At 63.8% G+C, this 25864-nt stretch carries 20 protein-coding genes; 3 read left to right on the forward strand and 17 right to left on the reverse strand.

Annotated features, from left to right (window positions below; translation table 11 throughout):
- Positions 1-349: 349 nt before the first annotated feature.
- From CXR43_RS11415 to CXR43_RS11435, 6 genes are all read right to left on the reverse strand, one after another.
- Positions 350-1246, reverse strand: a complete 897-nt coding sequence (locus CXR43_RS11415) for a hypothetical protein (protein WP_103334237.1) — start codon at positions 1244-1246, stop codon at positions 350-352.
- Positions 1247-1276: 30 nt separating this feature from the next.
- On the reverse strand, positions 1277-1411 hold the full coding sequence (locus tag CXR43_RS18180) for a hypothetical protein (protein ID WP_267134639.1): 135 nt from the start codon (positions 1409-1411) through the stop codon (positions 1277-1279).
- A gap of 448 nt (positions 1412-1859) precedes the next feature.
- On the reverse strand, positions 1860-3356 hold the full coding sequence (locus CXR43_RS11420) for a hypothetical protein (RefSeq protein WP_103334238.1): 1497 nt from the start codon (positions 3354-3356) through the stop codon (positions 1860-1862).
- 213 nt (positions 3357-3569) lie between these two features.
- The gene (locus CXR43_RS11425; protein ID WP_103334239.1) at positions 3570-4454 is read right to left on the reverse strand and encodes a transglutaminase family protein; all 885 of its coding nucleotides are present in this window, start codon (positions 4452-4454) and stop codon (positions 3570-3572) included.
- Positions 4451-6814 (reverse strand): circularly permuted type 2 ATP-grasp protein, encoded by a 2364-nt coding sequence (locus tag CXR43_RS11430; protein ID WP_103334649.1) that lies wholly within the window; start codon positions 6812-6814, stop codon positions 4451-4453. The genes CXR43_RS11425 and CXR43_RS11430 overlap by 4 nt, the downstream gene beginning before the upstream one ends.
- 55 nt (positions 6815-6869) lie before the next feature.
- A complete protein-coding gene (locus CXR43_RS11435) occupies positions 6870-10202 on the reverse strand; it encodes a transglutaminase family protein (RefSeq protein ID WP_103334240.1) in 3333 nt (1110 codons plus the stop codon).
- Between the two features lie 291 nt (positions 10203-10493).
- Between CXR43_RS11435 and CXR43_RS11440 the strand changes: the two genes are divergently transcribed.
- Entirely contained in the window at positions 10494-11399 is a 906-nt protein-coding gene (locus CXR43_RS11440) for a LysR family transcriptional regulator (protein ID WP_103334241.1), read from the forward strand.
- 4 nt (positions 11400-11403) lie between these two features.
- Here CXR43_RS11440 and CXR43_RS11445 read toward each other — a convergent pair whose 3' ends face one another.
- The 3 genes from CXR43_RS11445 to CXR43_RS11455 are packed head-to-tail and all read right to left on the reverse strand — an operon-like array spanning position 11404 to position 13861.
- Positions 11404-12390: an OmpA family protein gene (locus CXR43_RS11445; protein WP_246831374.1), complete on the reverse strand. Its 987-nt coding sequence runs from the start codon at positions 12388-12390 to the stop codon at positions 11404-11406.
- A 20-nt stretch (positions 12391-12410) separates the two neighbouring features.
- Positions 12411-13121 (reverse strand): GNAT family N-acetyltransferase, encoded by a 711-nt coding sequence (locus CXR43_RS11450; protein ID WP_103334242.1) that lies wholly within the window; start codon positions 13119-13121, stop codon positions 12411-12413.
- The gene (locus CXR43_RS11455; RefSeq protein WP_103334651.1) at positions 13118-13861 is read right to left on the reverse strand and encodes a competence/damage-inducible protein A; all 744 of its coding nucleotides are present in this window, start codon (positions 13859-13861) and stop codon (positions 13118-13120) included. The genes CXR43_RS11450 and CXR43_RS11455 overlap by 4 nt, the downstream gene beginning before the upstream one ends.
- Before the next feature lie 138 nt (positions 13862-13999).
- Between CXR43_RS11455 and map the strand changes: the two genes are divergently transcribed.
- The gene (gene map / locus CXR43_RS11460; protein WP_103334652.1) at positions 14000-14809 is read left to right on the forward strand and encodes a type I methionyl aminopeptidase; all 810 of its coding nucleotides are present in this window, start codon (positions 14000-14002) and stop codon (positions 14807-14809) included.
- 250 nt (positions 14810-15059) lie between these two features.
- Here the strand turns inward: map and CXR43_RS11465 are convergent, their stop codons facing one another.
- From CXR43_RS11465 to mgrA, 6 genes are all read right to left on the reverse strand, one after another.
- On the reverse strand, positions 15060-16178 hold the full coding sequence (locus CXR43_RS11465; RefSeq protein WP_103334243.1) for a flagellar basal body P-ring protein FlgI: 1119 nt from the start codon (positions 16176-16178) through the stop codon (positions 15060-15062).
- Positions 16175-17179 (reverse strand): flagellin family protein, encoded by a 1005-nt coding sequence (locus CXR43_RS11470; protein WP_103334244.1) that lies wholly within the window; start codon positions 17177-17179, stop codon positions 16175-16177. The genes CXR43_RS11465 and CXR43_RS11470 overlap by 4 nt, the downstream gene beginning before the upstream one ends.
- A gap of 1 nt (position 17180) precedes the next feature.
- Complete coding sequence (gene flgK / locus CXR43_RS11475; protein WP_103334245.1) at positions 17181-18638, reverse strand: flagellar hook-associated protein FlgK; 1458 nt, start codon at positions 18636-18638, stop codon at positions 17181-17183.
- A 10-nt stretch (positions 18639-18648) separates the two neighbouring features.
- The gene (locus CXR43_RS11480) at positions 18649-19977 is read right to left on the reverse strand and encodes a flagellar hook protein FlgE (RefSeq protein WP_103334246.1); all 1329 of its coding nucleotides are present in this window, start codon (positions 19975-19977) and stop codon (positions 18649-18651) included.
- 97 nt (positions 19978-20074) lie between these two features.
- Positions 20075-20914 (reverse strand): OmpA/MotB family protein, encoded by an 840-nt coding sequence (locus CXR43_RS11485; protein ID WP_103334247.1) that lies wholly within the window; start codon positions 20912-20914, stop codon positions 20075-20077.
- Positions 20915-21002: 88 nt separating this feature from the next.
- The gene (gene mgrA, locus CXR43_RS11490; RefSeq protein ID WP_103334248.1) at positions 21003-22031 is read right to left on the reverse strand and encodes an L-glyceraldehyde 3-phosphate reductase; all 1029 of its coding nucleotides are present in this window, start codon (positions 22029-22031) and stop codon (positions 21003-21005) included.
- A gap of 133 nt (positions 22032-22164) precedes the next feature.
- Between mgrA and CXR43_RS11495 the strand changes: the two genes are divergently transcribed.
- Positions 22165-23019 (forward strand): YihY/virulence factor BrkB family protein, encoded by an 855-nt coding sequence (locus CXR43_RS11495; RefSeq protein ID WP_103334249.1) that lies wholly within the window; start codon positions 22165-22167, stop codon positions 23017-23019.
- On the opposite strand, the gene CXR43_RS11500 is transcribed toward CXR43_RS11495, so the two are convergent.
- Together CXR43_RS11500 and CXR43_RS11505 are read right to left on the reverse strand one after the other, a co-directional pair.
- Entirely contained in the window at positions 23003-24559 is a 1557-nt protein-coding gene (locus tag CXR43_RS11500; RefSeq protein WP_103334250.1) for a CRTAC1 family protein, read from the reverse strand. The genes CXR43_RS11495 and CXR43_RS11500 overlap by 17 nt on opposite strands.
- Positions 24556-25863: a vanadium-dependent haloperoxidase gene (locus CXR43_RS11505; protein ID WP_103334251.1), complete on the reverse strand. Its 1308-nt coding sequence runs from the start codon at positions 25861-25863 to the stop codon at positions 24556-24558. The genes CXR43_RS11500 and CXR43_RS11505 overlap by 4 nt, the downstream gene beginning before the upstream one ends.
- Position 25864 lies beyond the last annotated feature (1 nt).

Raw genomic sequence — 25864 nt, forward strand, 5'->3', positions numbered from 1 at the left:
GACCCAATGCCTGCTGAACTTCTGCTGCGGCCTTCAGGTGTTCTTGTCCCGGTCTGGCAAGAGCCTTGACGGTCCCGTGTTCTGTTTCAGGGGGCAGTGCCGATTGCGACCGCCCCCTGGAGAGGGCCGGGCTGTGCCGCCCGGCCTCGAAGTTTTGACTGACCTGCTGCAGAAGACTTTTGCCAAGGGGTGGCCCATGAGAGCCTTTCCTGTGGAAGCCGCAGCAGGCCAAGCTCAGAGCAGAACAGCTATGATGATGACAACGAGGAGCGGCGCTCCGAGCAGCCAGGCAATAAGAGCGGGCATGATCTTTCCTTTCTTCTGTATCGGGGGAACGGGCGGTCCTGCCTCAGCGGCGCACCATCAGAACGTCCAGTCCCAGTCCTTCGTCACGATGACGTCCACCGGCCGCGGCGGCAAAGAAGGCAGCAACGGCACCGATCAGCAGGGTGGCGGCGGCGATAAAGCCAAAGACCACTCCGGTCACCCGGGCTGCTTCGACGGCGGCAACAGCCTCGTCACGTGCCGCGGCGATCTCTGAATTGACCTCATCAACCCGCGCGCGCGCTGCGGCTTCATCCAGATCGCTGTTGGCTGCGACAATCTGCGCAAGATAGGCGCTGTCACGTTCTGCCATGTCTCCGGCCACTGCGCTTTGCGCCAGGATAGCGGCAACCTCCCGCTGAACCGCGGGGTCAGTGGAGGCGGGTCCGGTCGCTTGCGAGGGGGTGTCCGCCGCCGCCGTGCCACGCAGCATCAGATCTGCAAAGTAATCCGATGAGGCGGCCTCACCGGCCACTTCCACCGCCGTCGAGGTTGCCGCAGCACCAGCATTGAGCAATCCGCCAACGCCGAACGTGGCCAGAATGGTGCCGATCAGCGCGCCTGTGGCCCAGACCAGCAGCCCGTGCACACCGTCACGCGTTTCGACTTCGGATGCGGTCGCGTCACCTGCCTTGCGGCGCATGCGGCCCGCAATATAGCCGCCCGCTCCGAATCCTGTCACCATGACCCAGGCAAACCAGATGCCAGCCGCGATGGCCACCCAGGCGGCTGAAACGCCCTCCCCTCTGTAGGGAGAGGTCAGTGAAAGTCCGAGTCCGGTTCCAAAGGTGATCAGCAAAAGCGAAAGTGCCAGGGCAAAAATCCCCCCGGCAAGAATGGCGGCCCAGTCCACGTAAGACCCTTCTGCGGGCACCGGCGTGGTGCTGACAGGCTGACGGGGGGGCACTGTATCTGACATCATGTCTGGTTTCCTTGTATTGAGGCGCGCAAATCAGCGCAGGCCGACAAAGCTGAGCAGGGCGAGCACGATCACAACTGCGCCGACGATGTAGATGATCTGATTCATGGGGTATTTCCTTCGATTGGGGGGAACGATGCCGTGCCAGGGGATGCGCTGGCGTGCCATCGGCAAGGCGGATCACGCAGCACAGGCGCGCGGCCTGCGTGCAGCGTGAAGACTTGAGAAAATCCGGAAAGCTGGACTGTCCGGGGTAAGAACGGGTCGGTACGGTCAGGGGGCTTGCGCACCGCCCGGTTCCGGTCTCGTCGCGGCTTTCCGGATTTTCGCAACACTCGTTAGTTTGACAGATCGTACCTCCTTTTGCCTGTATGAGCGGGGCTTGTGCAGCCTCGGAAACTACGCAGTCACAGGACATAGCAGCGACAACGCCCGGTGATCCCTTCCCAACCCTGCGCCATGTCGTCTTGGGGTGGGATGAAACTTCCCATGCTCCCTCCATGCTTGATGACGTGCAGCTGCCTGCGGCTGGTGAGGCCGCGCGGACGTTGGTCGAAGGTTGGTCTTCACGTTCGTCGTGGAAGGGCGGCGTCTTCCGGTCAAAGCCGCCCTCCCGTCAGGGACTTGTCTGAGCCGCAGAAAAGCTCCGTCCGGCCAGAATTTCGCAGCCGGCTTGGTCAGCGGCAACATCAAAGCCGCCAGCCTCAGCCATGGTAAAATCGCAGTCGATCGGCGGGGCAGCCGTCCCAGCGGACTCTGCCGAAGGTTCAAGCCGCAAGGTTTCGCCGTTTACCGAGTAAGCGCCGGACAGCGACTGATCGCCATCCGTCATCTGAAAGCCTCCCGCATCGGTCAGCACCAGGCTCATGCCATCGGAGGTATATTCGCCGGACTGCAGGGTCGGGTCAGCCTCTGCCGCACCATCCTCTGGGGCTGTGCTGTCGGACGGCGAATTCTGATCTGGCTCGCTGCCCTGAGTTTCGGCAGTCACCGCGTCATCCTGTGGCTCTGCGGCTTCACCTTCCACACCAGCTTCGGCTTCCCCCGAGCCATCGGTCTGCGCTGCGGCACCGTCTTCAGGCTCAGAGGGGCTGGCGGTCTGGGGCGTGTCGGTCACCGGGTCTTGTGCCGAAGCGGCATCGTCGGGCTGCTCTGTCTCGGTCCCCGCTCCACCATCAGGCGCGTCGCCGTCCGCCTGGCCAGCCGCACGCTCGAAACTGTCAGAGCCGCGCGTGATCAGCGTGTTCTGTTGCGCCATAAGGGCTTCCACCTGCTGCTCGATCCGCAACAGATCTTGCGAGCGGATTGCAACATCATCCGTCAGACTGCTCAGCACCGCCTGCCTGTCTTCACGCTGGGCCTGAAGGCCTGTCACATCCTCGGTCAGGGTGGCCTGCAAGGCAGTCAGGCGGGCGACTTCATCGGTAAGGCTGCGCGACTGGTCCTCCAGCCGGAGCGCCTCTTGCCGCAACTGCGCGGTTGTTTCCTCCGTCGCGGCGGCGTCCTGAAGCACGGTTTGCAGCCGGGTTTCGGCTTCGGCCGCTGTCTCGCTCAGCGTGGCGGACTCAGTTGCAAGATCAGACAACACCTGGCGCACCTCGGCCTCGCGCGCGCGGGCGTCTTCCAGCCGTGATCCGACCAGTGCCATCTCCTCGGTCTGCGCCGCGACCTGCGCTTCCAGATCGGCGCGGCGCTGCTCATAGCCCGCAAGCTCGTCTCGCAGCGGTTGAACCTGGGCCTCCAGATCGTCCAGCGCGCTTTGGCCGGCCTCCTGCGCCTGGGTCAAGGTGGTGAGGGCCGCCTGCGCCTCATCGCGCTGCAGGGTCAACTGGTCCAGTTCGGACTGTACGGCTGCCAATTGGGCGGTCCGGTCCTCCACTTCGGGGGACAGTTGCGCAATGGAAGCGTTCAACTCTGACAATGTGCCCGACGCGGCGCGTTGGGCTTCAAGGTCTTGCTGAAGTGTGGTGCGATCTGCAAGAGCCGCTTCCAGCTGGTCTGCGGCGTCGCGCTGCTGAGAGTAGAAATAGATGGTGCCGATCCAGCCGATCACAGCGGCAATCGCAATGACGCTGGTTGTCCTGTTCAATCCGCTTTTGGTGTCATCGGCCATCGTCGATCTTGCCCCCGTGTGAAAACTCTTTGCTCGCCCGTCCAAGACTGCGCCAGCCGGCGTGATGTCCCGGGTGGCAGGTCTGTCTGGCCCGACGGACTATGTTCTAGGGAGGCAACGACCAGACCCGCCATCAGGTTCCCGGTCTATTGAGATCAGCTGCACGCGCCGCGACCGGGCCGCACCAGCCAGCCCGTCTGCGGGGGGCGGAGATCAGGGCGTGATTTCTTCGATATCAACGCTGTGGCTGCCCGATTGGTGCCCGTCCAGCCTCAGCCGTCCGGTGACAGGGGCCACATCGTCGTAATCGCGGCCAAAGCCCACGTCGATATGGTCGGTGCGGACAAAACAGGCATTGGTGGGGTCGTAATCGACCCAGCCCATTTCCTCACCTGTCCAGGCGCGGACCCAGGCATGCATGGCGTCAGCCCCGATCAGCCGGGGCCGGCCCGGTGGGGGCAGGGTGCGCAGATAGCCGGCGACATAGGCGGCAGGAATGCCCAGCCTGCGCAAGGCCCCGATCATGATCTGCGCAAAATCCTGACACACCCCCCGACCTTGGACAAACGCATCCTCGGGCGTGGTGTTGACGCTGGTTGCCTTGGAATCAAAGGTCATATGCTCGTGCAAGGCCAGGCCCAGCGTTTCCACCATGTCCCGGACCGTGCATTGATCGCAGCGCAAATCCTGCGCAAAGGCACCAATCCGGGGGGTGGCCGCAATGCGGCGGGATGGCAGGGTGAAGTGATGCGGTGCGCGCGGCCCCACCGTGCGATGGGCCGCCAACTCTGCCGCAAGCCCTCGCAAGCGGGGCGACAGATCCAGCAAGGCGTCATCCGCGATGCGTTCGACCACCGAATGCATGGTCAGCGCCAGACGGGTCAGGCCGGGCGGCATGGCGGCCTCGATCACGCTGGTGCCGAAGAAATCCCGGAATTCGCCGCGCTCGCCCACATCGGGTTGAAAGGCGTAGCCCGCCTCGCGCAGCCGTTGCCGGCCCGGAATATCGGCGGGCAGGATACGGAACAGTTGCCGCCCGGCCCCGGTTGGGCGCGCGAAATCATAGTGTATGGTTTGGCGCACGGCATAGAGCGTCACCGCAAATAAGCCTCGGTGAGAAGATCGGAAATTCCGGCGATCTTGCCACGCATGTCCTGCAGGGCAGCGGTTGTGAGCGTGTCCGGCGTGGCGGTGGCAATATCGACCTGACAGCGCAACATGGCGCGGCCCAGGGGTGAAAGTTGCCCGTGCGTCGCCGCTCCGGGCAGGGTCTGCACCTGTTCGTTCAGCCCGTCAAACAAATGGCGCAGCGAGCGCGGATTCATCGGGTCAAGCGCCAGAAGTTCGATCACGGACTCGCGCGACGACGCCACGCTGAAGCGGCGGCGGTGTGTCAGAACAGAGTCGCCCAGTTCGATACACAGATCAAGGCCGCCCGCCGCCGACTTGGCATCGGCAAAGGCAGCAAGCGCGCCGGTTATCGAGGAAGACCGCTCCAACTGCCGCCCGATCGACAGAAAGCGCCACCCGAAAAAGCGGTACATGTTTTCATGCACCAGACCGGAAAACCCCGCAAGCTTGCGCAGCAGCGCCGACAAAGCGCGGGCCGCATCATCGCCCGGGGTCACGTTGCCCGCCATACGACGCGCGGTCTTGTCCAGATCGTTCAGGGCGGACCAGCCATCCGGGGAAAAGCGGTCGCGGACCTGTCCGGCGGTGGCCACGGCGGCCCGCAGGGTATCCAGCAGGCCGGGCGGCAGGCCAGCCGTTCCGTCGACATCATAGCCCTTGAGCACCGCATCCATCTGCTTTTGCAGCGGCAGAGCCGCGCGTCCGCCTTCGGCTAGCCGGATGTGGCGGGCGCGCAACAGCCGGATGATGCCCTCGGTCCGTTCGACATAGCGGCCCAGCCAATACAGGTTGTCCGCCGCCCGCGTTGGCAGGGCACCGGGCACCGAGCGGCGGTCTGGCGCATCGGCTGCGGCCACCATGGTGACAGCGGGCACCTCATCCTTGCTGACGATCCAGACATCTGCTGCACTGCCCCCGCGCTGCATCGCAAGCGCGGTCGGGTCGGTCGAAGCACCGATCCGGGCAAAGCCGCCCTGCATCACCTGCCAGCCGGTGGGCGTGCGGGCCAGAAACACCCGCAAGCTCATCGGGCGGGGGACGATCCTGCCGTCGATCAGCGCGGGCGTGGTCGACAGGGTAACCGCCTCTTGCGCCACCAGATCCGGCCCTTCCTGCGCCAACCGCTGCGCCAGCTCTTCCGGGGTCAGGGTCGCCGCTGGCGTGCTTTCGCCCTGCCGGTCGAAGGGCAGGCCGGTCCCAAGCGCCGCTGACAGCACCAGACGCGCGCGCGCGGCCATAACCTGTGCCTGTTCGGCACGGCCGCCGCACCACCAGGTCGCGATATTGGGCATGGCCAGCTTGGTGCCGGTCAGATGCAGGGAGAGCTTGGGCAAAAAGGCCATCAAGGCCCGGGTCTCCAAGATGCCGGACCCCAGCGAGTTTACCATGGTCAGCCCGCCCTGTCGCAACACCGCCACCATCCCGGGCGTGCCGATGCGCGAGGCGGGGTCAAGCTCCAGCGGGTCGGCATAGCTGCCGTCCAGCCGCCGCCACAGCACATCCAGCGGCCGCAGCCCCGATACGGTGCGCACCATCAACCGGCCATCGGCCACGGTCAGGTCTTCGCCCTGCACCAGCGACACGCCCATATAGCGCGCGATCCATGCCTGCTCGAAATAGGTCTCGTTCAGCGGGCCGGGGGTCATGATGGCAACCCGACCGTCGCGCGCGCTGCGCAGGCCCAGCAGCGCATCACGAAACTCGCGGAAAAACGCAGCCAGCCGATGGATGTTCTGGCCGGCAAACACGTCGGTATAGGCGCGCGAGGTGGCCACCCGGTTTTCCAGCGCATAGCCCGCGCCCGAAGGCGCCTGCGTGCGGTCGGCCAGCACCCACCAGCGCCCATCCGGGCCGCGCCCGATTTCAAACGCCACAAAATGCAAAAAGTGCCCCGAAGCCGGACGCACACCCACAAGGGGCCGCAGCCATTCCGGATTGCCCGCAACCAGGGCCGCGGGCAGGTGGCCCTCGGCCACCAACCGGTTGTCTCCATACAGATCCGCCATGACGGCTTCCAGCAGGTCGGCGCGCTGGATCAGCGCCGGGGTCAGCTCGGCCCAGTCGGCCTCGTCGATCACAACGGGAATATGGCTCAGTGGCCAGGGTCGCTCGACCGACTGGCCTGACCCGTATTGCCGGTAAAACACGCCGGAATCGCGCAGATATTGATCGGCCCGGCCGGTGGCGCGGGTCAGCCCCTCATCTGTCAGGCTTTGCAGATGGTCGATCAGCGGCTGCCACAATGGCCGCAGCGTGCCGTCTGCCTTCACCAGCTCATCCGGCACGCCGGGCAAGGGGCGATAGGCCGACAGGCCGCGGTCCCGCATCTTGCCGGTGCCTGTCGGTTTCACCTTGTCCGTTCCTGCGCTGTCCATCGGGGGACTAGAGACCCATGGGCCGCCTCAGGTCAAGCGTCAGCGGGAATTCCCGGTGCGGGCGTTCGGCCACCGGGCGCGGATGATGGCCCGGGCGGTGGCCGCTTGCTTCAAACCGTGCCAGGCGGCGTGCTTCTGCCTCGTTTCCGTTCACCGGGAAGGTGTCATAGTTGCGCCCGCCCGGATGGGCGACGTGATAGACACAGCCGCCCAAGGGCCGCCCGGACCAGGTGTCATGGATGTCAAAGGTCAGCGGCGCATCCACCGGCAGCACCGGATGCATGGCGGATGAGGGCTGCCAAGCCTTGTAGCGCAGACCTGCCACAGCCTCGCCCGCGCCCACATCGGTCAGCGGCATCATGCGGCCATTGCACAGCACGCGGTAGCGCGACGGGTCGGGCGCGGTCAGCTTGACCTGCAACCGCTCGGTCGAGCTGTCGGTATAGCGCACCGTGCCGCCGATGGCACCGGTTTCGCCCAAGACATGCCACGGCTCCAGCGCCTGACGCAGTTCCAGATGCACGCCCTCATATTCCACCTCGCCGCAGAACGGAAAGCGGAACTCGGCCTGCGCCTTGAACCAGTCTTCACTCAGCGCAAAGCCGTGTTGCGCCAGATCTGCCAGTACGTCGCGGAAATCCTGCCAGACATGGTGCGGCAGCATGAAGCGGTCGTGGAGCGCGGTGCCCCAGCGGGTCATCTCGCCCTGCGCCGGGCTGGCCCAGAACCGGGCGATCAGCGCGCGGATCAGCAGTTGTTGCGACAGGCTCATGCGCGGATCGGGCGGCATCTCAAAGCCGCGGAACTCGACCAGACCCAGCCGCCCGGTCGGGCCATCGGGGGAAAACAGCTTGTCGATGCAGATCTCGGCCCGGTGCGTGTTGCCGGTGACATCGGTCAGCATGTTGCGCAGCAGACGGTCCACCAGCCAGGGCATCGGGGCCGGTCCCTGCCCGGGGGCGGGGATCTGCGACAAAGCGATTTCCATTTCATACAGCGCGTCATGCCGCGCCTCGTCCATGCGCGGGGCCTGTGACGTTGGCCCGATGAACAGGCCCGAGAACAGGTAAGACAGTGACGGGTGCCGGTTCCAGTGCAGGATCAGGCTGCGCAACAGGTCCGGGCGGCGCAGGAAGGGGCTGTCGTTCGGCGTGGCACCGCCAACAACCACATGGTTGCCGCCTCCCGTTCCGGCATGCTTGCCGTCGATCATGAACTTGTCGGCCCCAAGGCGGCACTGGCGTGCCTCCTCATACACCGCGGATGTGATATCCACGCAGTCCTGCCAGTTATGGGCCGGATGCACGTTCACCTCGATCACCCCCGGGTCGGGGGCAACGCGGATCACGTTCAGGCGGGGGTCATGCGGCGGGGCGTAGCCTTCGATATGGACCTGAAGGCCCAACTTCTTGGCCGCCTGTTCTGCCGCGCGCACCAGATCAAGGTAATCCTCGACCGACACAACTGGCGGCATGAACACGCACAGCCGCCCGTCGCGCGGTTCCACCGACAGGGCCGTGCGGATGTGGCCGTCCAGCTCCGTCTCGCCGCTGCCCTGTTCGACCTGTGCCCCCTGCGCCGAGGCGGCTGTAAAGCTCGCCGAGGTCTGGGGCCGCTGTTCGGTCACATCCGGGCTGTTGGGCACCGGCAGGGGCGCGCGCTCCACCGTGGGGTCAACCGGATTGATATAGGGATATTGCGACGGCGGCAGCCAGGGCAGGCTTTCCAGCGGCAGGCGGTAACCCACCGGGCTGTCGCCTGGAACCAGGAACATATGGCCGCGCCGCAGCTTCCAGCGTTCTGTCCTCCAGCGGCGGCCCGAGGCCCGGGTTTGCCAGCTCTGCACCGGCAGCACAAAGCCGGACGGATTGGTGAGGCCCCGGTTGAAGACGGTCGCCAGACGATGCCGTTCTTCGGGGTCTTTCAGCTTGGAATTGGCAGGCGTCACATTGTCCGGCAGGTTCGCCTCTTTCACCAGCCATTGCGCCGGATCTTCATAGGCGGGAAGGATGCAATCGGCGTCCAGCGCAAGATCATCGGCGATCTGGGCCAGCAGGCGCTGCGCATCATCGGTGGTCACCCCGGTCTGCGCGCCTTCCTGGGCAATCAGCGCCGGATCTGACCAGATCGGCTGGCCATCGGTGCGCCAGTAGAGCGAGAAGGTCCAGCGCGGCAGCGTTTCCCCCGGATACCATTTGCCCTGCCCGTAATGCAGGAAACCGCCCGGTGCGAAACGGTCGCGCAACCGGCGGATCAGCTGATCGGCCAGCACTCGTTTGGTGGGTCCGACGGCGGCGGTATTCCACTCTTCCGCCTCGAAATCATCGATGGACACAAACGTCGGCTCGCCGCCCATGGTCAGCCGCACATCGCCCGCCTCCAGCGCCGCATCCACCTTTTGCCCCAATGCGTTCAGCTGGTCCCAAGCGTCATCGCTGAAGGGTTTGGTGATGCGCGGATGTTCGGCCACGCGGGCCACGGTCATGTCAAAGGCGAAATCGACCTCGGCAAAACTTGCCATGCCCGAAATCGGGGCGGCATTGCGATAATGCGGAGTGGCGGCCAGCGGAATGTGGCTTTCCCCGGCCAAGAGACCGCTGGTCGGGTCAAGCCCGACCCAGCCCGCCCCCGGCAGATACACCTCGCACCAGGCATGCAGATCGGTGAAGTCCACCTCGGTGCCCGAAGGCCCGTCCAGCGCCTTCAGATCCGGCTTCAGCTGGATCAGATAGCCCGACACAAACCGCGCCGCAAAACCGAAGTGGCGCAGTGCCTGCACCAGAAGCCAGCTCGAATCGCGGCATGATCCGCTTTGCACACCCAGCGTTTCTTCGGGCGTCTGCACGCCCGGTTCCATGCGAATGGTATAGCGCAAGGTGTTCGCCACCATGGCATTCAGATTGACCACGAAATCGACGCTGCGAATCCGGTCTTTCGGCACCGTGTCCAGAAACGCCTGCAGCAACGGGCCGGCGGCATCCTTGCGGCGGTAGATCTCCAGATCGTCGGTCAGATCGACCGGATAGTCGAAGGGCCATGTTTCCGCCGCCTCTTCGACAAAGAAGTCGAACGGATTGTAGATCGCCATATCGGCGACCAGATCCACCTCGATCTTGAACTCGCGCACCGGTTCGGGAAACACAAAGCGCGCCAGCCAGTTGCCGAAAGGGTCTTGCTGATGATTTACAAAATGCCCGCCCGGGCTGACCTTGAGCGAATGCGAAATCACCCGGGTCCGGCTGTGCGGGGCAGGGCGCAGACGAATGACCTGCGGTCCCAGCGTGACGGGACGGTCATATTTGTAATGCGTCAGATGGTGGATCGCGGCCTTGATTGACATTCGCTTACTTCTCGTGAGGTCAGGATCTGCATAACAGCAGGCGTGGTCTTATTTCTCCATATAGCCCTGTCTGTCCGGTTTGCCGCATTACTGTTGCACAAATCACGATCGTTTCCAAAACTCTGCGCAGATATTGTGCAAATGCGGAACCATGGACTGTGATCTGCTGTTTCCCCTTCCGGAACGGTGTGTGGGAATTCCCCGGATAGGACGCACAAGTGCCGCGATCCTGCCCGAATTCGGGATCAATACCAATTTACGAACCCGTATTGCTGCCTGCTGGGGAAAAAAATGGACCGACTGACTGAAATGGAAGCCTTCGCCACGGTCGTTGACCAGGGCGGCTTCACAGATGCGGCAAAAAAGATGGGCATTTCCAAATCTGCCGTGTCAAAGCATGTGTCGGCCCTGGAAGCGCGGCTTGGCGCGCGCCTTCTGAACCGGACCACCCGGCGGGTCAGCCCAACCGAAATTGGTCTTGCCTATTACGACCGCGCCCGCCGCGTTCTGAACGACGCCGGCGAGGCGGATGCGCTGGTCACTTCGATGCAGTCTGCCCCATCTGGATTGTTGCGCATCAGCGTTGCCACCGATTTCGGGGTCAATCTGCTGTCGCCCATTCTGGGCGATTTCCTGCTCGAATATCCCGATATCACCGTCAACATGGTCTTGAACAACCGCTATGTCGAGCTGATCAGCGAAGGCTTTGACATGGCCATCCGCGTGGGAGAGCTGGAAGACAGCTCGTTGCGCGCCCGCAAGCTCACCGATACGACCAAGCGGATGATCGCCTCGCCCAGCTATTTCCAGCGCTATGGCCGCCCGCTCAAGATCGACGATCTGAACGAGCACAAGCTGCTGCATTATTCGAATCAGGCCAATGGCAACGTCTGGAAAATCACCGCGCCTTCCGGCGAGAAGCGTCAGGTCCGCACGGCAGGCTGGCTGACGGTGAATGATGGCCAGTCGCTGCTGAATGCGGCAATCTCCGGTCTTGGAATCGCTTATCTGCCCAGCTTTCTTTATGCCGAAGCGATGAAGGCCGGACAGATCGAAGAAGCGCTGCCGGGCCTGCCAACCGAGGTTCTGGGCATCTATGCGGTTTACCCGCCAGGACGGTTTACCCAGCCCAAGGTTCGGGCCTTCATTGACTTTCTGGCGCGCCGCTACTCGGACAAGGGCCCCGACAAGTGGTGATGCGCTACTGACTGTCCTGCGCTGGCGGTATCGGGGTCGAGGTCACAATGACTTCGACCCTTCTGTTTTTGTCCCGCCCGTCTTCGGTCAGGTTGGTGCTGCGTGGTGCCAGATAGCCCACGCCTTGCGCCGCAACGCGTGCCGCCGGAATGCCCTCCGCGCTGATCAGAACCTGCCGAACGGCCTCGGCGCGTTGGCGCGACAGGGCGATATTGCCCTCCAGCCCGCCCGAGGCATCTGTGTGGCCAACCAGCGCCACCGTCACCGCCGGGTTTTGCCGCAACCAGTCAGCCAGCATGGTCAGCGACGCAAATGGCCCCTCGGACAGCGTGGACGCGCCCGAGGCAAATTCCAGATCCTCCAGCGCCACCGCCCCGCCCGAGATCAGCCGTTCGCCAAACGGGGTTGGGTCAACACCTGTGGCCACCTTTGCCGGCAGGGCCGTATCCTCAGGGGTTTTGGTTGATGTGGTCAGCAATGGCGCGGCACTGACCGGCCCGCCGACATGGATCATCTGCACAAATCCCGCCGCCGCCGTCCGGCTGACGATCAGGCTGACCACCTCTTCCCCACGCTCTGCCGCGTAAAACCGGTAATCGCCCAGATCGACATGCATTTCAGGTTCCGGAAGGATCTGCGTCGCATAGCGGAAATCAAACCCACCACAGGCTGCCGAGTCACATTCAAAAACCGGTGTGAAACCAGCTGTCGTCAGCTGTGCGCGCAGGGGGGCCAGCACTTCCAAGGTCGTGGCCCCGGCGGCATCAATCCGCCATGCAGTCTGGCGCAGCGGGCCTTCGACCGTGCGGATCGGCACCTCACCATCGGCATAGGCGCCAAGGGGCAAGGCATAAGAGGACAGCGCTTCAGTCTTGTCCACGCTGGGAACGGCCGGAAACGGCATCTCCAAAGTCACCGCCTGTGCCAGCCCGATGGGCGGCACCAGTGCCAGCGCGAACGCTGCAACAAAGCTCTTTCCGGTCTGTTTCACCTGCCGTTGCCTCTTTGGGCTTATCGCTGCCGATAGTGATACTGTCCCACAACCCCCATCCCAAGGGAAGCATAGAGGTTGCGTGCCGGAATATTCGCGACCGTAACCACCATTGCCAGACTGTCTGCCCCGTTCTGTTGCGCCCAGCCTGCCGCTGCCCGCAGGATATGGTGCGCGGAACCCTGCCGACGGGCTTTGCATCGGACCTCCAGCGCATGCAGCATCGCCACCCCGTGATGCATTGCCACAAAGGCAACCCCGGCGGGCTGGTCATTGACCCGCCCCAGAAGCACGCATTTCGGCCCCGCAGCCCGTTGCATCACCGCCAACCGCGCCGCCCCGATATCGCCTTCGGCCCAGATCTCGGCGCAGATCGCCAAAGGCGGCCAATGGGCAAAGGCCGACATCGGTGGCGGGGCAGGGTCAGCCAGAACGTGGCACGGCGCTTCATAAGCCACCACCGGATCGACCACCCGGTAGCCGCGCGATTGCAGCGCCTGATCCAGGGCTCCATCACCCTCCCGGATCAGAAACAGTGGGTCCTGCCCCAGCCCGGTCATTGCCGACTCGGCCTCTGGAATGGCCTCATCGCTCCAACCCGGTCCGGCAGTCGCTGCACTCACCCGTTTGCCGCCGCCTTGACCATCGCGAATGCACCATGGCCCGACCGCAAAGCGCCGCGCCGGCGGCCAGGTCTGTTCCATCACATCGGCCAATGCCTCGGGCGTCATCCGAACAGCGCTGCCAGCCGGGTCATTGCGGTGTCGATCTGCCCGGCATCGGTGCCCCGGATCACCAGATTGGTGCCATGGGCGCCGTTCTGGATGAAGGGATATGACCCCATGCTCAGTTCGGGAAACTCTGCCGCAAGCTGGCCGAAAGGTCCTGCCACCTCCCCCTCGCCACGATTGACCCGCAGAGACTGGCTCAAAAGCGGTGCGCCGCCGGTCAGGGTGGGCAGCACGCTGGCCACCATCGCCTGAAAGATATTGGGCACACCGGCCATGACATGCACATTGCCCAGCGTGAACCCCGGCGCGGTGCTCACCGGATTGTCGATAAGCGTCGCGCCATCGGGAATGCGGGCCATGCGCCTGCGGGCCTCGTTGAACTCCAGCCCCGCGCGCGCGTAATGCGCGGCCAGAAGCGCCAGCGCATCGGCGCGTTGGCTGATGCCGACGCCAAAAGCCGCAGCAATCGCCTCCGCCGTGATGTCATCATGCGTCGGCCCGATGCCACCGCTGGTGAACAGATGGTCATGGGCGCTGCGAAGCGCGTTGACCGCCGCAACAATCGTGTCGTGATCATCGGCCACCACCCGCGCTTCCATCAGGCGGATGCCGTGGCGGGTCAACTCGCCGGCAAGATAGTGCATGTTGGAGTCGCGCGTGCGGCCCGACAGGATTTCATCGCCAATCACAAGCATTGCCGCGGAAGGATTTCCAGAAGGAGATGCCGCCGTGTTGTCCATCACATGTTCCTTGTTCTTGATCCTGTCCGGGTATAGGCCGGGCGGCCCGCTTTTCAAACCCTGCTCTGCAGGCGCGCGCCCCTCTGGTCAAGCCGCCCCGATTTGCCTATCTAGGGCAGCATGCAAGGGATCTATGACATGCACGACACTGCCGGGCGCATCACCAAAGACGGAATCCGCATCTATGAGGATGCCGATTTCACCGGAATGCGCCTTGCGGGGCAGGTCGCAGCCGAGATCCTTGACGCGGTGGCCGCTCTGGTGAAACCGGGGGCAACCACCGCAGAACTCGATGATTTCATCCGCGAAGACATCGACCGTCGGGGGGCCACGTCCGCCACCATCGGCTACAAGGGCTATCGGCACGCCTCCTGCATTTCGGTCAATCACGTGGTCTGCCATGGCATTCCGGGTGGCAAGCAGTTGGCCGATGGCGATATTCTCAACATCGATGTCACGGTGATCGTTGATGGCTGGTTCGGTGATACCAGCCGCATGTATGTGGCCGGCACTCTGCCCCGCAAGGCCGAGCGGCTGATCGATGTCACCCATGAAGGGCTGATGCGCGGCATTGCCGCCGTGATGCCGGGCAACACCTTCGGCGATATCGGTCATGCGATCCAGTCTTACGTCGAGGCGAACCGCATGTCGGTGGTGCGCGATTTCTGCGGCCATGGTCTGGGCCGGGTGTTCCACGCGCCCCCCAATGTGCTGCACTATGGCCGGCCAGGCAGCGGCGCGGTGTTGGAGGAAGGCATGTTCTTCACCATCGAGCCGATGGTGAACCTTGGCCGTCCTGAAACAAAGGTCCTGGCGGATGACTGGACAGCTGTCACCCGTGACCGATCGCTGTCGGCGCAGTTCGAACATTCGGTCGGCGTGACGGCCACGGGTTGCGAGATCTTTACCCTTTCCCCGGCAGGGCGTTTCCATCCGACTTGGGCCTGACGGCCCGATCCGGCGCAGGTTGGGCAGGTGGCACCGCGCCACCAGACGGCACAGCAGACCTTGCTCGCTTGTGGCAAATCTGCGCCCGTGGTGCCGCAGCCTGTTCAACCGCGCAGCACGGAACATCGCTTCGAGGGTGCCCAGCCCCCGGCCCGCAGCGGCGGCTATCACCGCCCAGCAAATGGCAGCGGTGGCAAGACCATGGGGTGAAAGCGGGTCATCCAAGGCCAACCCAATGCGCCGACCCACCTCAATTCACCACAAAATCGGCATGCAGCGCGCCCGCCGCCTTGATGCTTTTCAGAATGTCGATCATGTCATGCGGGGCCACGCCAAGTGCGTTCAGCCCGGCCACCAACTCTGACAAGGATGTGCCGCCAGACACCTCCGCCAGCCCGGTGCCCGGGGCGCGGTTGATTTCGGCATTGGTGCGCGGCACCACCACCGTCTCCCCCTCGGCAAAGGGGTTGGGCTGGATCACCAGCGGGGCCTCTTCGATCCGCAGGGTCAGGTTGCCCTGCGCCACGGCGACCCGGCTGATCCGCACATCCTGACCGATGACAATGGTGCCCGACCGTTGGTCGACCACAACGCGCGCCCTTGTTTCGGGGGAAATGGTCAGATTTTCAATGCGTCCGATCACATGCGCGGGCGACCGCAAACCTGCCGCGGCCACGTTCATTTCCACCGTGCCGGAATCCAGCATCACCGCGAATCGCTGTCCGAATTCCTGGTTCAGCACCGTCTCAATCCGTGCGGCCGTGGTGAAATCCGGGTTGCGCAAGGCCAGACGAATGGACTGCAACATCGTGAAGTCAAAATCAATTTCACGCTCCACCCGCGCGCCGGAGGGGATGACCCCGGCGGTCGGAACACCTTGCACCACCCGCGCGGCATCCCCCTCGGCGGCAATGCCGCCAGCGATGATCGTTCCTTGCGCAACGGCATAAATCTGACCATCCGCACCGTTCAGCGGAGTCATCACCAGCGTGCCGCCGAGCAGGCTGCTGGAATCACCGATGGCCGATACCGTCACATCAATCCGCCCGCCCGCCCGGGCAAAGGGCGGCAGGCTTGCGGTGACAAAGACGGCTGCAACGTTTCTGGGGCGATAGGCCTCACCCGCCACGTTCACGCCGAGCCGTTCCAACAGGTTGGACATGATTTCTTCGGTGAAAGGCGCATTGCGGATTCCGTCGCCCGTGCCATCCAGCCCCACAACCAGACCGTAGCCCACAAGATCATTGCCACGTACGCCGTCGAATTCCACAAGATCCTTGATCCGCACCTGATCGGTCAACCGGAGCTCATCTGCCAGCGCCGGGCCACAGCAGAGCGCGCAGAGGGCAAGGACGAGCCAGCGGATCATCGCAGGAAATCCGTCAGCGACATGCGCGAGAGCCGTGCCGTGATCGCATAAAGCGATTCCAGATTGGTCTGCACGGCTTCCAACTCCAGGGCGAGGCGTTCGGGATCACTTTTGACAAGGTCACTCTGTTCCATTTCCTGTGCCAGCAGGTCGACCGCAGCGCGGCTGGTGGCAGCGTCAATCCGGCCTTCGCTGATCCCCAGTTTCGCCGCAAGAAGCGTCATGTCATCATTGCCGGCGATCAGGGCTTCGGCGGACAGGCGCGCGAGGTCCTTGAGGATGACGGGCGGCAAAGGCGAGGCGGGGTCATCCAGAAGGGCTGCTGCGCTCATGCCCTTGAGCATGTTGCGAAAGGCCTGATCTTCGGCTGTCACACCCATCCAGACCCGGTCAGTCGCGGAGACGGCAACCGGGGTCAACGGCACATCCCCCAGATAGGCCACGGCAACATACCCAGCCGGATCATCGAACCAATCCGAGATGCGCTGCATCGCGTCTTCCGCCGTGGTGGCACCGACCAGTGCGGCGTTCAGAGCTGTCAGGATTGTGGCGGCATCGGCCACGGCGGGCTGATCGATCGCTTGCCCGGCAAACAGGGACCGTCCGCCCGAGGCGGCGTTCATCGTGGCAAGAACCGAGTCGAGGCGACCGCGCGCATCTACCCCGGTCAGTTCGACATTGTCATCGGTGCTCAGTTGGGACGCCGTCAGCAATTTGCCCACCATTGGCCCGGTTGTCCCCGCAATTGATTGCAGCGCAAGCTGCATCGCTGCACTGTGGGCGGCAGCCTCCCGTCCGGCCGACAAGTAGCCCTCAGTCATGCCCCGCGCGCGCGACACGGCGGTCAGGCGGGTCAGATCGCCGTTCAAGGTGGCCCCCACATCGCTGACCCGACCTTCGGCAAACTCCTTGGTCAATCGGTCCAGCGTGCCCTTGAGCCGGGCGGTGTTTGATTTCAGCAGATAGGATTGGGCCAGGTCGCCCGATGCGATCATCGTCATGTCACAACCCCAGCAGAATGTTGATCAGCTCATCGACGGTCTGGATCACCTTTGCATTCGCTGCATAGGCCTGTTCGATCACAAGCAGATTCTGCATTTCCTGATCGGTATCGACTCCGTCGCGCAAGAGAGCGGTGCGCAACCCTTCGGCGCGGGCCGACGCAAAGGCGGCGCTTGAGTCCGCGCTCAGCCGATTGACCGATTGTGTCGATGCGATGTCGGACGCAAAGCCTGCAAGGCTGCGCGCGCCGGGTGACAAGCCGCCGGAAACTTGCGTCCGTACGGCGCTCAGCGCATTGGAAAGCGCGCTCAGCCGCTCCGAAAATCCTGGCGGGCCTGCGGTCGGTGCACCTAGCCCGTCACGCAGGCGCCACAGGGCCCCCCCTGACTCGGGGTCCACCAATGTGTTGAGCTGGATGCGGCTGGCCAACCCCACCTCATCCACCGGGTCAAAACTGGCACCCGCATCGGTGAACAGCGCCGCTGCGCCCACGGCACGGGTCGGGTCCACCGCCGGATGGGCCACCCGTTCGATCAGGTCGCGGGCCAGCGCATCCAGATTGGCCTGAGCAGCCGGGGCCTCGCGGTCGCGCAGATCGAACAGGGCTGACAACCGCCCTTCGCCCAGCCTGCCACCGGCAGGCGTGGTGGTCAGCGGCTTGCCGTTCAGCGTCAGGCCCGACAATGTACCGGCGGCCAGTGACAGATCAGGCGTGATCATCGTGGTCGGCGAGAAGGAGATCTGAACCGGCTGTCCTTCCAACAGGATGGTGCCGCCGGTGGTATAAAGGGCGATCTTGTCATTTTCGCGCAACGCCTCGCGCACCGGAACGATGGCGGAAATGGAATCCACCAGGCTTTGGCGCTGATCTTTCAGGGCACTGGTCTCCCGCCCGGATGCCGCAAAAGTCTGAATGCGCAAATTCAGTTCCGCGACCCCAGCCAGCGCGTCATTCAACCGCCTGACATCCAGTGCAATCTTGGTATCGGCAGCTTGCCGCTCGGTCTGGATTGCCTCGGCAATCTGACCAATTCCCTGGGTCAGGCTGCGGGCAGCGTCCACCACAGAGGCAAGCCGTGCATCGACTTCGGGCCTTGCAGCCGCCTCGATCAAGCTGCGTTCAAAGGTGACAATCCGCGCCGACAGGGACCCGTCCTGATCCGCGGTTCCCATCACGTCATCCATGCGGGACAGAAAGGTCGAAACTGTGGCGCGTTCGCCCATCGCCGCAGATGCCAGCCGAAGATCCTGCAACAGCAAACTGTCGATCTGGCGGGCAATGCCGGTGATGGAAACCCCGCCACCGCCCAGACCGCGGCTGCTGGCCGACAGTTGCACCTCGCGCCGGGCGTAGCCTTCGGTCAGCGCGTTCGAGACGTTGTTGGCGGTGACATCGGCCATCCGCGATGTGGCGGACAGCCCGGACAGAGCCGAGTTTAGCGCGGATGCAATGCTCATCTAGCGACCCTTACCGTTTGATATTGGTGGTTTCTTGCAACATCTCGTCCACCGTCTGGATCACCTTGGCGTTTGACGAATAGGCCCGCTGTGTGGTGATAAGTGCGGTCAGTTCTGCGGCGATATCGGTGGTTGACCCTTCGCGGGCAAAGCCCTGAACGCTGCCTGTCGGCCCCTCTCCGGCGTTCCACAGGAAAAAGGCACCAGAGGCGGAGGAGATTTCGAACGTCTGCGCACTCAGCGCGGTCAGCCCGTTCAGATTGGGCACATCAACCAGCGGGATCTGATACACCCGGCGGATAAAACCGGTGTCGAAACTGGCCATGAGATAGCCATTTTCGTCAATCTCAAGCCCCGTCAAAGTGCCGGTGGGCGAGCCGTTCTTCGACACATTGCCGGGCACGAATTTGTCACCCAACTGGGTCAACCCTCCCGGCTGGCCGATACGGCCGATGGTCATGACGATCGGGCCGCCGGTTGCGGCAACGGGAAGGGTCATCGCGCCGGTCGCCAGGTCATAGGCGCCGCCCGTCACCGTGGTGACGGAGGCCAGCGTGCCGCCAGCCGAACCGGAGGTATCGAACACCAGCGTATATGTTCCGATGACGGCCCCGCCCAGCGCACTGTCAGTGAATTCAAGCGTCCAGGTATTGGATGCCGCAGTTGCCGGTGGCACCGGCACGGTCGGCGTAAAGCTGATGCCCAGCGACTGGGCGGTCCCCGTATTGGTATAATATTCCACCTGCAGAGGAATCTCGCCCCCCGGCGACCCGACATTGGTTTCTGCCGCAGGCAGGTTGACCGCCAGACTGACGGCCGTGGTCGGATCGGCGGCGGTCTGGTTGGTGGCGATCACCACCGGGCGCAGGCCCGATGTCGTATCGCGTGAAAAATCGGGGATATTGCCGTTGCGATCGGCGGGCACGCCCATGAGCACCAGACCGGAATCGGTGCGCAAGACGCCATCCTTATCCATGCGGAACGATCCGGTCGTGGTCATCAGCATGGGTTGCGCGCCGCTGGCGTTGCCGGTCAGGCGCACGGCTGGCATCACCGGCAGCATGCCCCGACCCGCCACTGCCAGATCCAGCGCGTTGGCCGTGCCGACAAGGCCACCCTGTTCATCAATCAGCCGCTGGCTCGAGGCGCGCACGCCGCCTGCCGAGTATTTGCCGCCGCCGCCGCCGCCTGCAGAAAGCACCATGCTTTCAAACTCGGTGGCGGCCCGTTTGTAGCCATAGGTCGACGCATTGGCGATGTTGTCAGAAATGGTCGCAAGCCTGGTCGCATTTGCGCTCAAGCCTGCGACGCCCGCGTTCAGCGAGGAAGAGATAGTCATCTATACCGCCTTTCTACAGGTCGATGCCTCTATGTGCCTCGCACCTTGCAGGATGGCGATTAACAGCCAGCTAACAGCGACAGTTTGACAAAACCGGCTAGCGATCGTTGCGCAGCAGGATGACCTCCAGCCGGTTGTTGCGGATCACCGAAGGGTCCGGGGTCAGTGGCTTGCGGTCGGCAAAACCGGTAACGCGGGCAAAGCGGTTGTCCGCCACCCCCTGGTCTTGCAACAGCATGCGCCCCGCCTGGGCCCGCGCGGCCGATAACGGCCAGACCGGGTTTTCGCGCATCATCATCGGGTAGCTGTGCACATGTCCGCCCACAGCCAGATCATTGCGGGTGGCCTGCAACACGTCGGCCAGCACTTGTGCCAGATCGCGCAGGGTCTGCGTCGGGGTGGCAGTTTCGGCGTCGAACAGGGGGGCCTGATCCAGGTCGAACAGCTCGATCACCAACCCTTCATCGGTCACCCGCGTCACCACATGGCGCAGCAGGCGTTCCATGGTCATGCTTTCGCCACTGCGGGCCAACAGCGCCTTTTGCGCCTGCGCCAGCCGTTCTTCCTCGGCTTCTGCCGCCTCGCCGGCTTGTCCTGTCTCCCCTTGCGCCTTTTCCTTTGCCGCAGGCGCGCCAGGTGCCGCGCCGGTCCCGCTCTGGGTCAGCGTGTCCTGGGACATGATGGAATCGCCGCCAAAGGCGCCATCGCCGCCGCCAGAAACCCGGCTGAGCGGGATGACCGGACTGAAATAGTCCGAGATCCCTTTGCGTTGTTGATCTGTCGTCGCGTTCAGCAGCCACATCAGCATGAAGAAGGCCATCATGGCCGTCACGAAATCAGCATAGGCAACCTTCCACGCACCCCCGTGGTGGCCACCGCCGACAACTTTCTTCTTCCGCTTGATGATGACTGGCGCGGCATTTGCTTGCCCTGCCATCACACACCCATTTTCTACACCCGCCCCCGGTCTACAGGGGCGCGGTAAACCGGGGCTTAACGATTGGTGTTTTAGCTATTTCCGGGACCTATTCGGCCGAGGACCTTGCCCACAGGTTAATGTCCTCTTCGGCTGCCACGCTGTCAATCTGCGCCAGTTCTTCGGCGGTAAAGCTCAGGTTGTGGATGGCCCCGACGCAATCGATCACCTGGTCTGGGCTGGAGGCGCCGATCAGCGCGGTGGTGATCTTTTCCTCGCGCAAGACCCAGGCAATCGCCATCTGCGCCAATGTCTGCCCGCGCGCCTGTGCCAGGGCATCCAGCGCCTTCACGCTGTCGAGGGCCCGCGGGGTGATGGTGCCGGGGTTCAGGCTTTTGCCTTGTGCCGCACGGCTGTTTTCAGGAATGCCGCCCAGATATTTCTTGGTCAGAATCCCCTGCGCCAGTGGGGTAAAGGCAATAGACCCGATCCCAAGCTCGCGCAGCGTTTCGCGCAGACCGTCCTTTTCCACCCAGCGGTTCAGAATATTGTAGCTGGGCTGATGGATCACGCAAGGCGTGCCCAGAGATTTCAGAATGGCCGCTGCCTCGCGCGTCTTGGCGCTGGAATAGCTGGAAATGCCGACATAGAGCGCCCGGCCTGACCGCACGATCTGGTCCAGCGCCCCCATGGTTTCTTCCAGCGGCGTGTCGGGGTCAAAGCGGTGAGAATAGAAGATATCCACATAGTCCAACCCCATCCGCTTCAGGCTCTGGTCACAGGAGGCGATCAGGCTCTTGCGGCTTCCCCATTCGCCGTAAGGCCCCTGCCACATCAGATAGCCAGCCTTCGAGCTGATGATCAGCTCATCGCGGTGCCCGGCAAAATCGCTGCGCAGAATCTCGCCGAACGCCTCTTCGGCGCTGCCGGGCGGCGGGCCATAATTGTTGGCAAGGTCAAAATGCGTGATCCCGTGGTCAAAGGCGGTGCGGCAGATGTCGCGCTTGGTCTGATGCGGCGTGTCGTGCCCGAAGTTGTGCCACAGCCCAAGGCTGATGGCGGGCAGTTTCAGCCCCGAGACGCCGCAGCGGCGATAGGTCATGCGGGAATAGCGGTCGGGATGCGGGGCGTAAGTCATGGGAAATCCTTCTTCTGGCGCTATCTTTTCACTGGTGCAGGGCTTGTGCAAGTTGCTCTGACCGTACTGTTGTGCAAGGTGCACCTCTTATGGATAGCCTCTGCAAGAGCGGGCAACAGGCACAGATGGGCAGATGATGGGCTGGGTTTTCAAAGCGTGGGACTTTCTCTCGGCAGTCTGGGGCCGGATCAATGACGGCCATTTCGGCCTGATCGCCGCGGGTGTGGCCTTTTACGCCATGTTCGCGGTGTTTCCCGGCCTTGCCGCCAGCGTCGCGATCTGGAGCCTGATGGCGGACCCGCAGGTGATTCAGGAATACCTTGATGTGGGCGAACAGTTCTTGCCCACCGATGCGGCGCTGCTGATCCATGATCAGGTCATGGGGCTTTTGGCCACGCCACGCACCACATTGGGCTGGGCCACCTTTGTGTCTTTGATGATTGCGCTCTATTCGGCGCGCGCCGGGGTATCGGCACTGATCGCCGGCCTCGATGTGGTGAACCGCACCCCCCCGCGCGGCTGGATCTGGGGCTGGGTGGTCGATATCGCGCTGACCCTGGCCTTGATCTTCGCCATCATCGTCGGGCTTGCCACCATCGTTCTGGTACCGTTTTTGCTGCAATTTCTCAATTTCGGCCCGGCGGAAGAATGGTTCCTGAGCATTCTGCCATGGGTGGCAATGTTCGTTCTGGTGCTCAGCTGCCTGTCGATCCTGTACCATTTCGGGCCGAACCTGCCTGCCGGCAACGGGCGGCCATGGGTCAGCGTCGGGGTGGTGGTGGCATCGGTGACATGGTCGGCCGTCAGCTTTGCCTTTTCCGCCTATCTGGCAAATTTCGACAGTTACAACCGCATCTACGGCTCCATCGGGGCGGTGGTGGCCTTGCTGATGTGGCTGTATCTGGGGGTGCTTGCGGTGCTGCTGGGCGGGGCGGTGAATGCCGAGCTGACGGCCCCGCGCCACCGTCAGGTCAATCCGCTGGACTGACCGTCACGACCCCATTCGCCGGTACATCACGCCAGTCGCTTATCCGGCCGTCAGGCCAGATCACCCGCACTTCGGCAGTGTCGGCCTGACCAAGGCCAAAGTGCTGCGGCCCCCAGATCCCGCTCACATGGCCGCCGCCCGAGGTGATCTCGTGCCGTTGCAGATGCTCACCTGTCCGCACTTCGACCCAGGCACCGATGCCGGTGGGGTTCGGACCCGGCTGGCGCAGATCAACGCCGATCCAGGTGCCGACCGGCCCCGCATTGCGCCAGACCTGTGCCGGACTGTTGCGGTTGACCACAACCAGATCCAGAGCGCCATCGCCGTTCAGATCGACCACTGCCCCGCCGCGCGCAGCCTGCGTGCTGGCCACCCCGGCTTTGTCTGCGGCTTCGACAAACACCCCGTCCATCCCCTGCAACAGCAGGTTGTTGGGATCGGCCATGGCAAAATCCGGCATTTCCCACACATTGCCCTTGGCCACGAACAGATCGGCCCGCGTGTCATTGTTCACATCGGCAAATTGCGCATGCCAGCCGGTGGATGGGCGCAGGTCTTCGCCCATAAAGGGCCGGTGCGCGGTCACGCCCTTGGCCCAGGCAATATCGGTGTAATCGGGCAGGGCATCGGGGGCGGGGTCGGCCAGACGTTGCAGCTTGTTGTCGGCCATGCTGGTCAGGTAGAATTCGGGGTAGCCATCGGCATCCAGATCGGTGCTGGCAATCCCCATTCCCCAGATGCGCAGCCGCTTCCAGCCTTCGGCCTCGGTGTACAGGCGCGGCGGCTGGCCCGGGTCCAGATGCCACATCTGTTCCGCACCCCCCTCATAATACTCGCGGTCATTCGACACCCGCAGCGACTTCACGCCCGACCCGTTCCAATCTGTGAACAGCATCGACAGCGCGCAGAAACTGGGCGTCAGGGGCAGGGGTGGCGCATAGGCGGTGCCCTCGGGCCGGTGCAGCCAGTTGTCGGTGCACGACCCCCAAGGATAGGCCTCCTCCCGCCGGTCAATGTAATTGCCGATGGCGAGCGTGGGCAGCGCCGCGCCCTCCTCCCAGATCGCGGCAAAGGCGGTGGACCATGCGTCACCGCCGTCAAAGCCCCAGTCCTCATTCGCGCGCTCGAAGCGGCAATCCCCCAGCCCGCGCATCACCACATTCTCGCCAACCCGCAGCAGGACCAGATCAGTGATCCCGTCGCTGTCGATGTCGATCGGATAGGTGCCGGTGACCGCCTCCATCTCGACACCCGAGTCCACGGCGGCAAAGGCCAGGGCCCCGCCCGGCTGGCTCTGGTTCACAAAGAGTGCCGCAGGCGCGGTGCCGCCTGAAAGCGCCAGATCGGGCAAAGCATCACCATTGCAATCAAACGCCGCCACGCCGCCACCGACCATATATTCCCATTCGCCGGTGAACCGATGCGCCAGACCCGAAGCTCCGGTTTCTTCAACGAATTGCGGTACGGTCTGCGCGGCCACAGGGGCCACAGGCGCCGCAAGCAACACCAGACCCAGTGCCCGGACCAGCCCGCCCCTCATGCCACTGTCCTGAGCGCCACCGCATGGGCCCCGATGCAGCGACCCTGCGTCAGACCCTGCGCGATGGCAGAGCGAAAGTGAATGCCGCCATAAAGCCGCGACTTCCCAGCCTCTTCGGCCGCTTGCCAGAAACTGTCATACCGCCGCGCGTCAAGCCCCTCACGCTCATGGGTGACATCCTCATAGGCATACCCCTCTCCCAGCGCCGCCGTCAGCACCGTCGCCGCCGCCGCCGAAACGGTGGAATGGCCTGACGGGTATTCGGGAAACGGCGGTGTGGTCAGCAGCGGTTTCCAGGCCGGGTCGATCACCCGGTTGATATAGGTGACAGGACGCAGCAGGTTATAGGTGGTCTTGTCATGCCAGCAGCCGATGAAGGCATCGGCCATCGCAATGCCCAGCCGCGCCATCAGATCCACGCTCGCGGCCAGCGGCATCTGCCGCCGGGTGATCAGATCATTGGCGACAAAAATCCAGTGCCCGGGCGGTGTCGATGACAGCATCGGATCATCCGACCAGAACCGCGCGATCAGCGCCTGTTCGGGCGTGATCGCCTGTGTCGCCGTGTAAACCTCCATGGCTTCGGCATAAAAGGCCGAGCCAGGGTCTTCACTATAAGCCGGGGGCGGGGGCAGGGCGCAGGCATTGCCCGCAGGCATCGCAAAGGGCCGGACATTCCCCCAGTCCGGCAACAAAGGAGCCTGCTGCTGGCGCACCAGCGAGGTGGGCACCCAGGCCGCCGCGTCGTCACGCGCGGTATAGCTGTGCGGAAAGCCCATGTTTTCCACCACCGCGCCGCCATCGCCATCGGCCCAGTGGCAGACATGCGCGGCAATCGCCTGCCCCAGCGCAGCACTGCGCGCGGCCACCTCCGCAGGCAGACCTTCGGTCACTTTGGCATTCAACGTGCGGGTCATCGCCGCCATTGCCCGCTGGCCAGACGGTCCGGTGTTGGAAAAGAAATGCGCGACGCCCGCCGAAAGTGCGGATTGCAGCACCGCCGCCGCATCATGCAGGCCGTCGCCCGGCGCTGGCAAAGGGGGCAACCCGTTCACCTGCCCGGCAAGGCTGGTCATCGCCCCGTCACAGGCCGCCACGGCCTCATAGGCGATGACGCCCAGATAGCCAAAGGCCCGCGCCGCCACAGGCGGGGAATAGGTGGCGGTGTGCCGCACCAGTTGCAGCGTCAGCTTGGTCCAGTTGGTCAGAACCGGCACCGGGTCAGCGGCGGCCATCACCCGCCCCGGCGCAAGCGCGGCAATGCCTGCCGCCGCGCCCAAAGCCAATACCCTGCGCCGGTCCATC

Origin of the sequence: Pseudotabrizicola formosa (genome assembly GCF_002900965.1) — a bacterium.
Taxonomy (GTDB): Bacteria; Pseudomonadota; Alphaproteobacteria; order Rhodobacterales; family Rhodobacteraceae; genus Pseudotabrizicola; species Pseudotabrizicola formosa.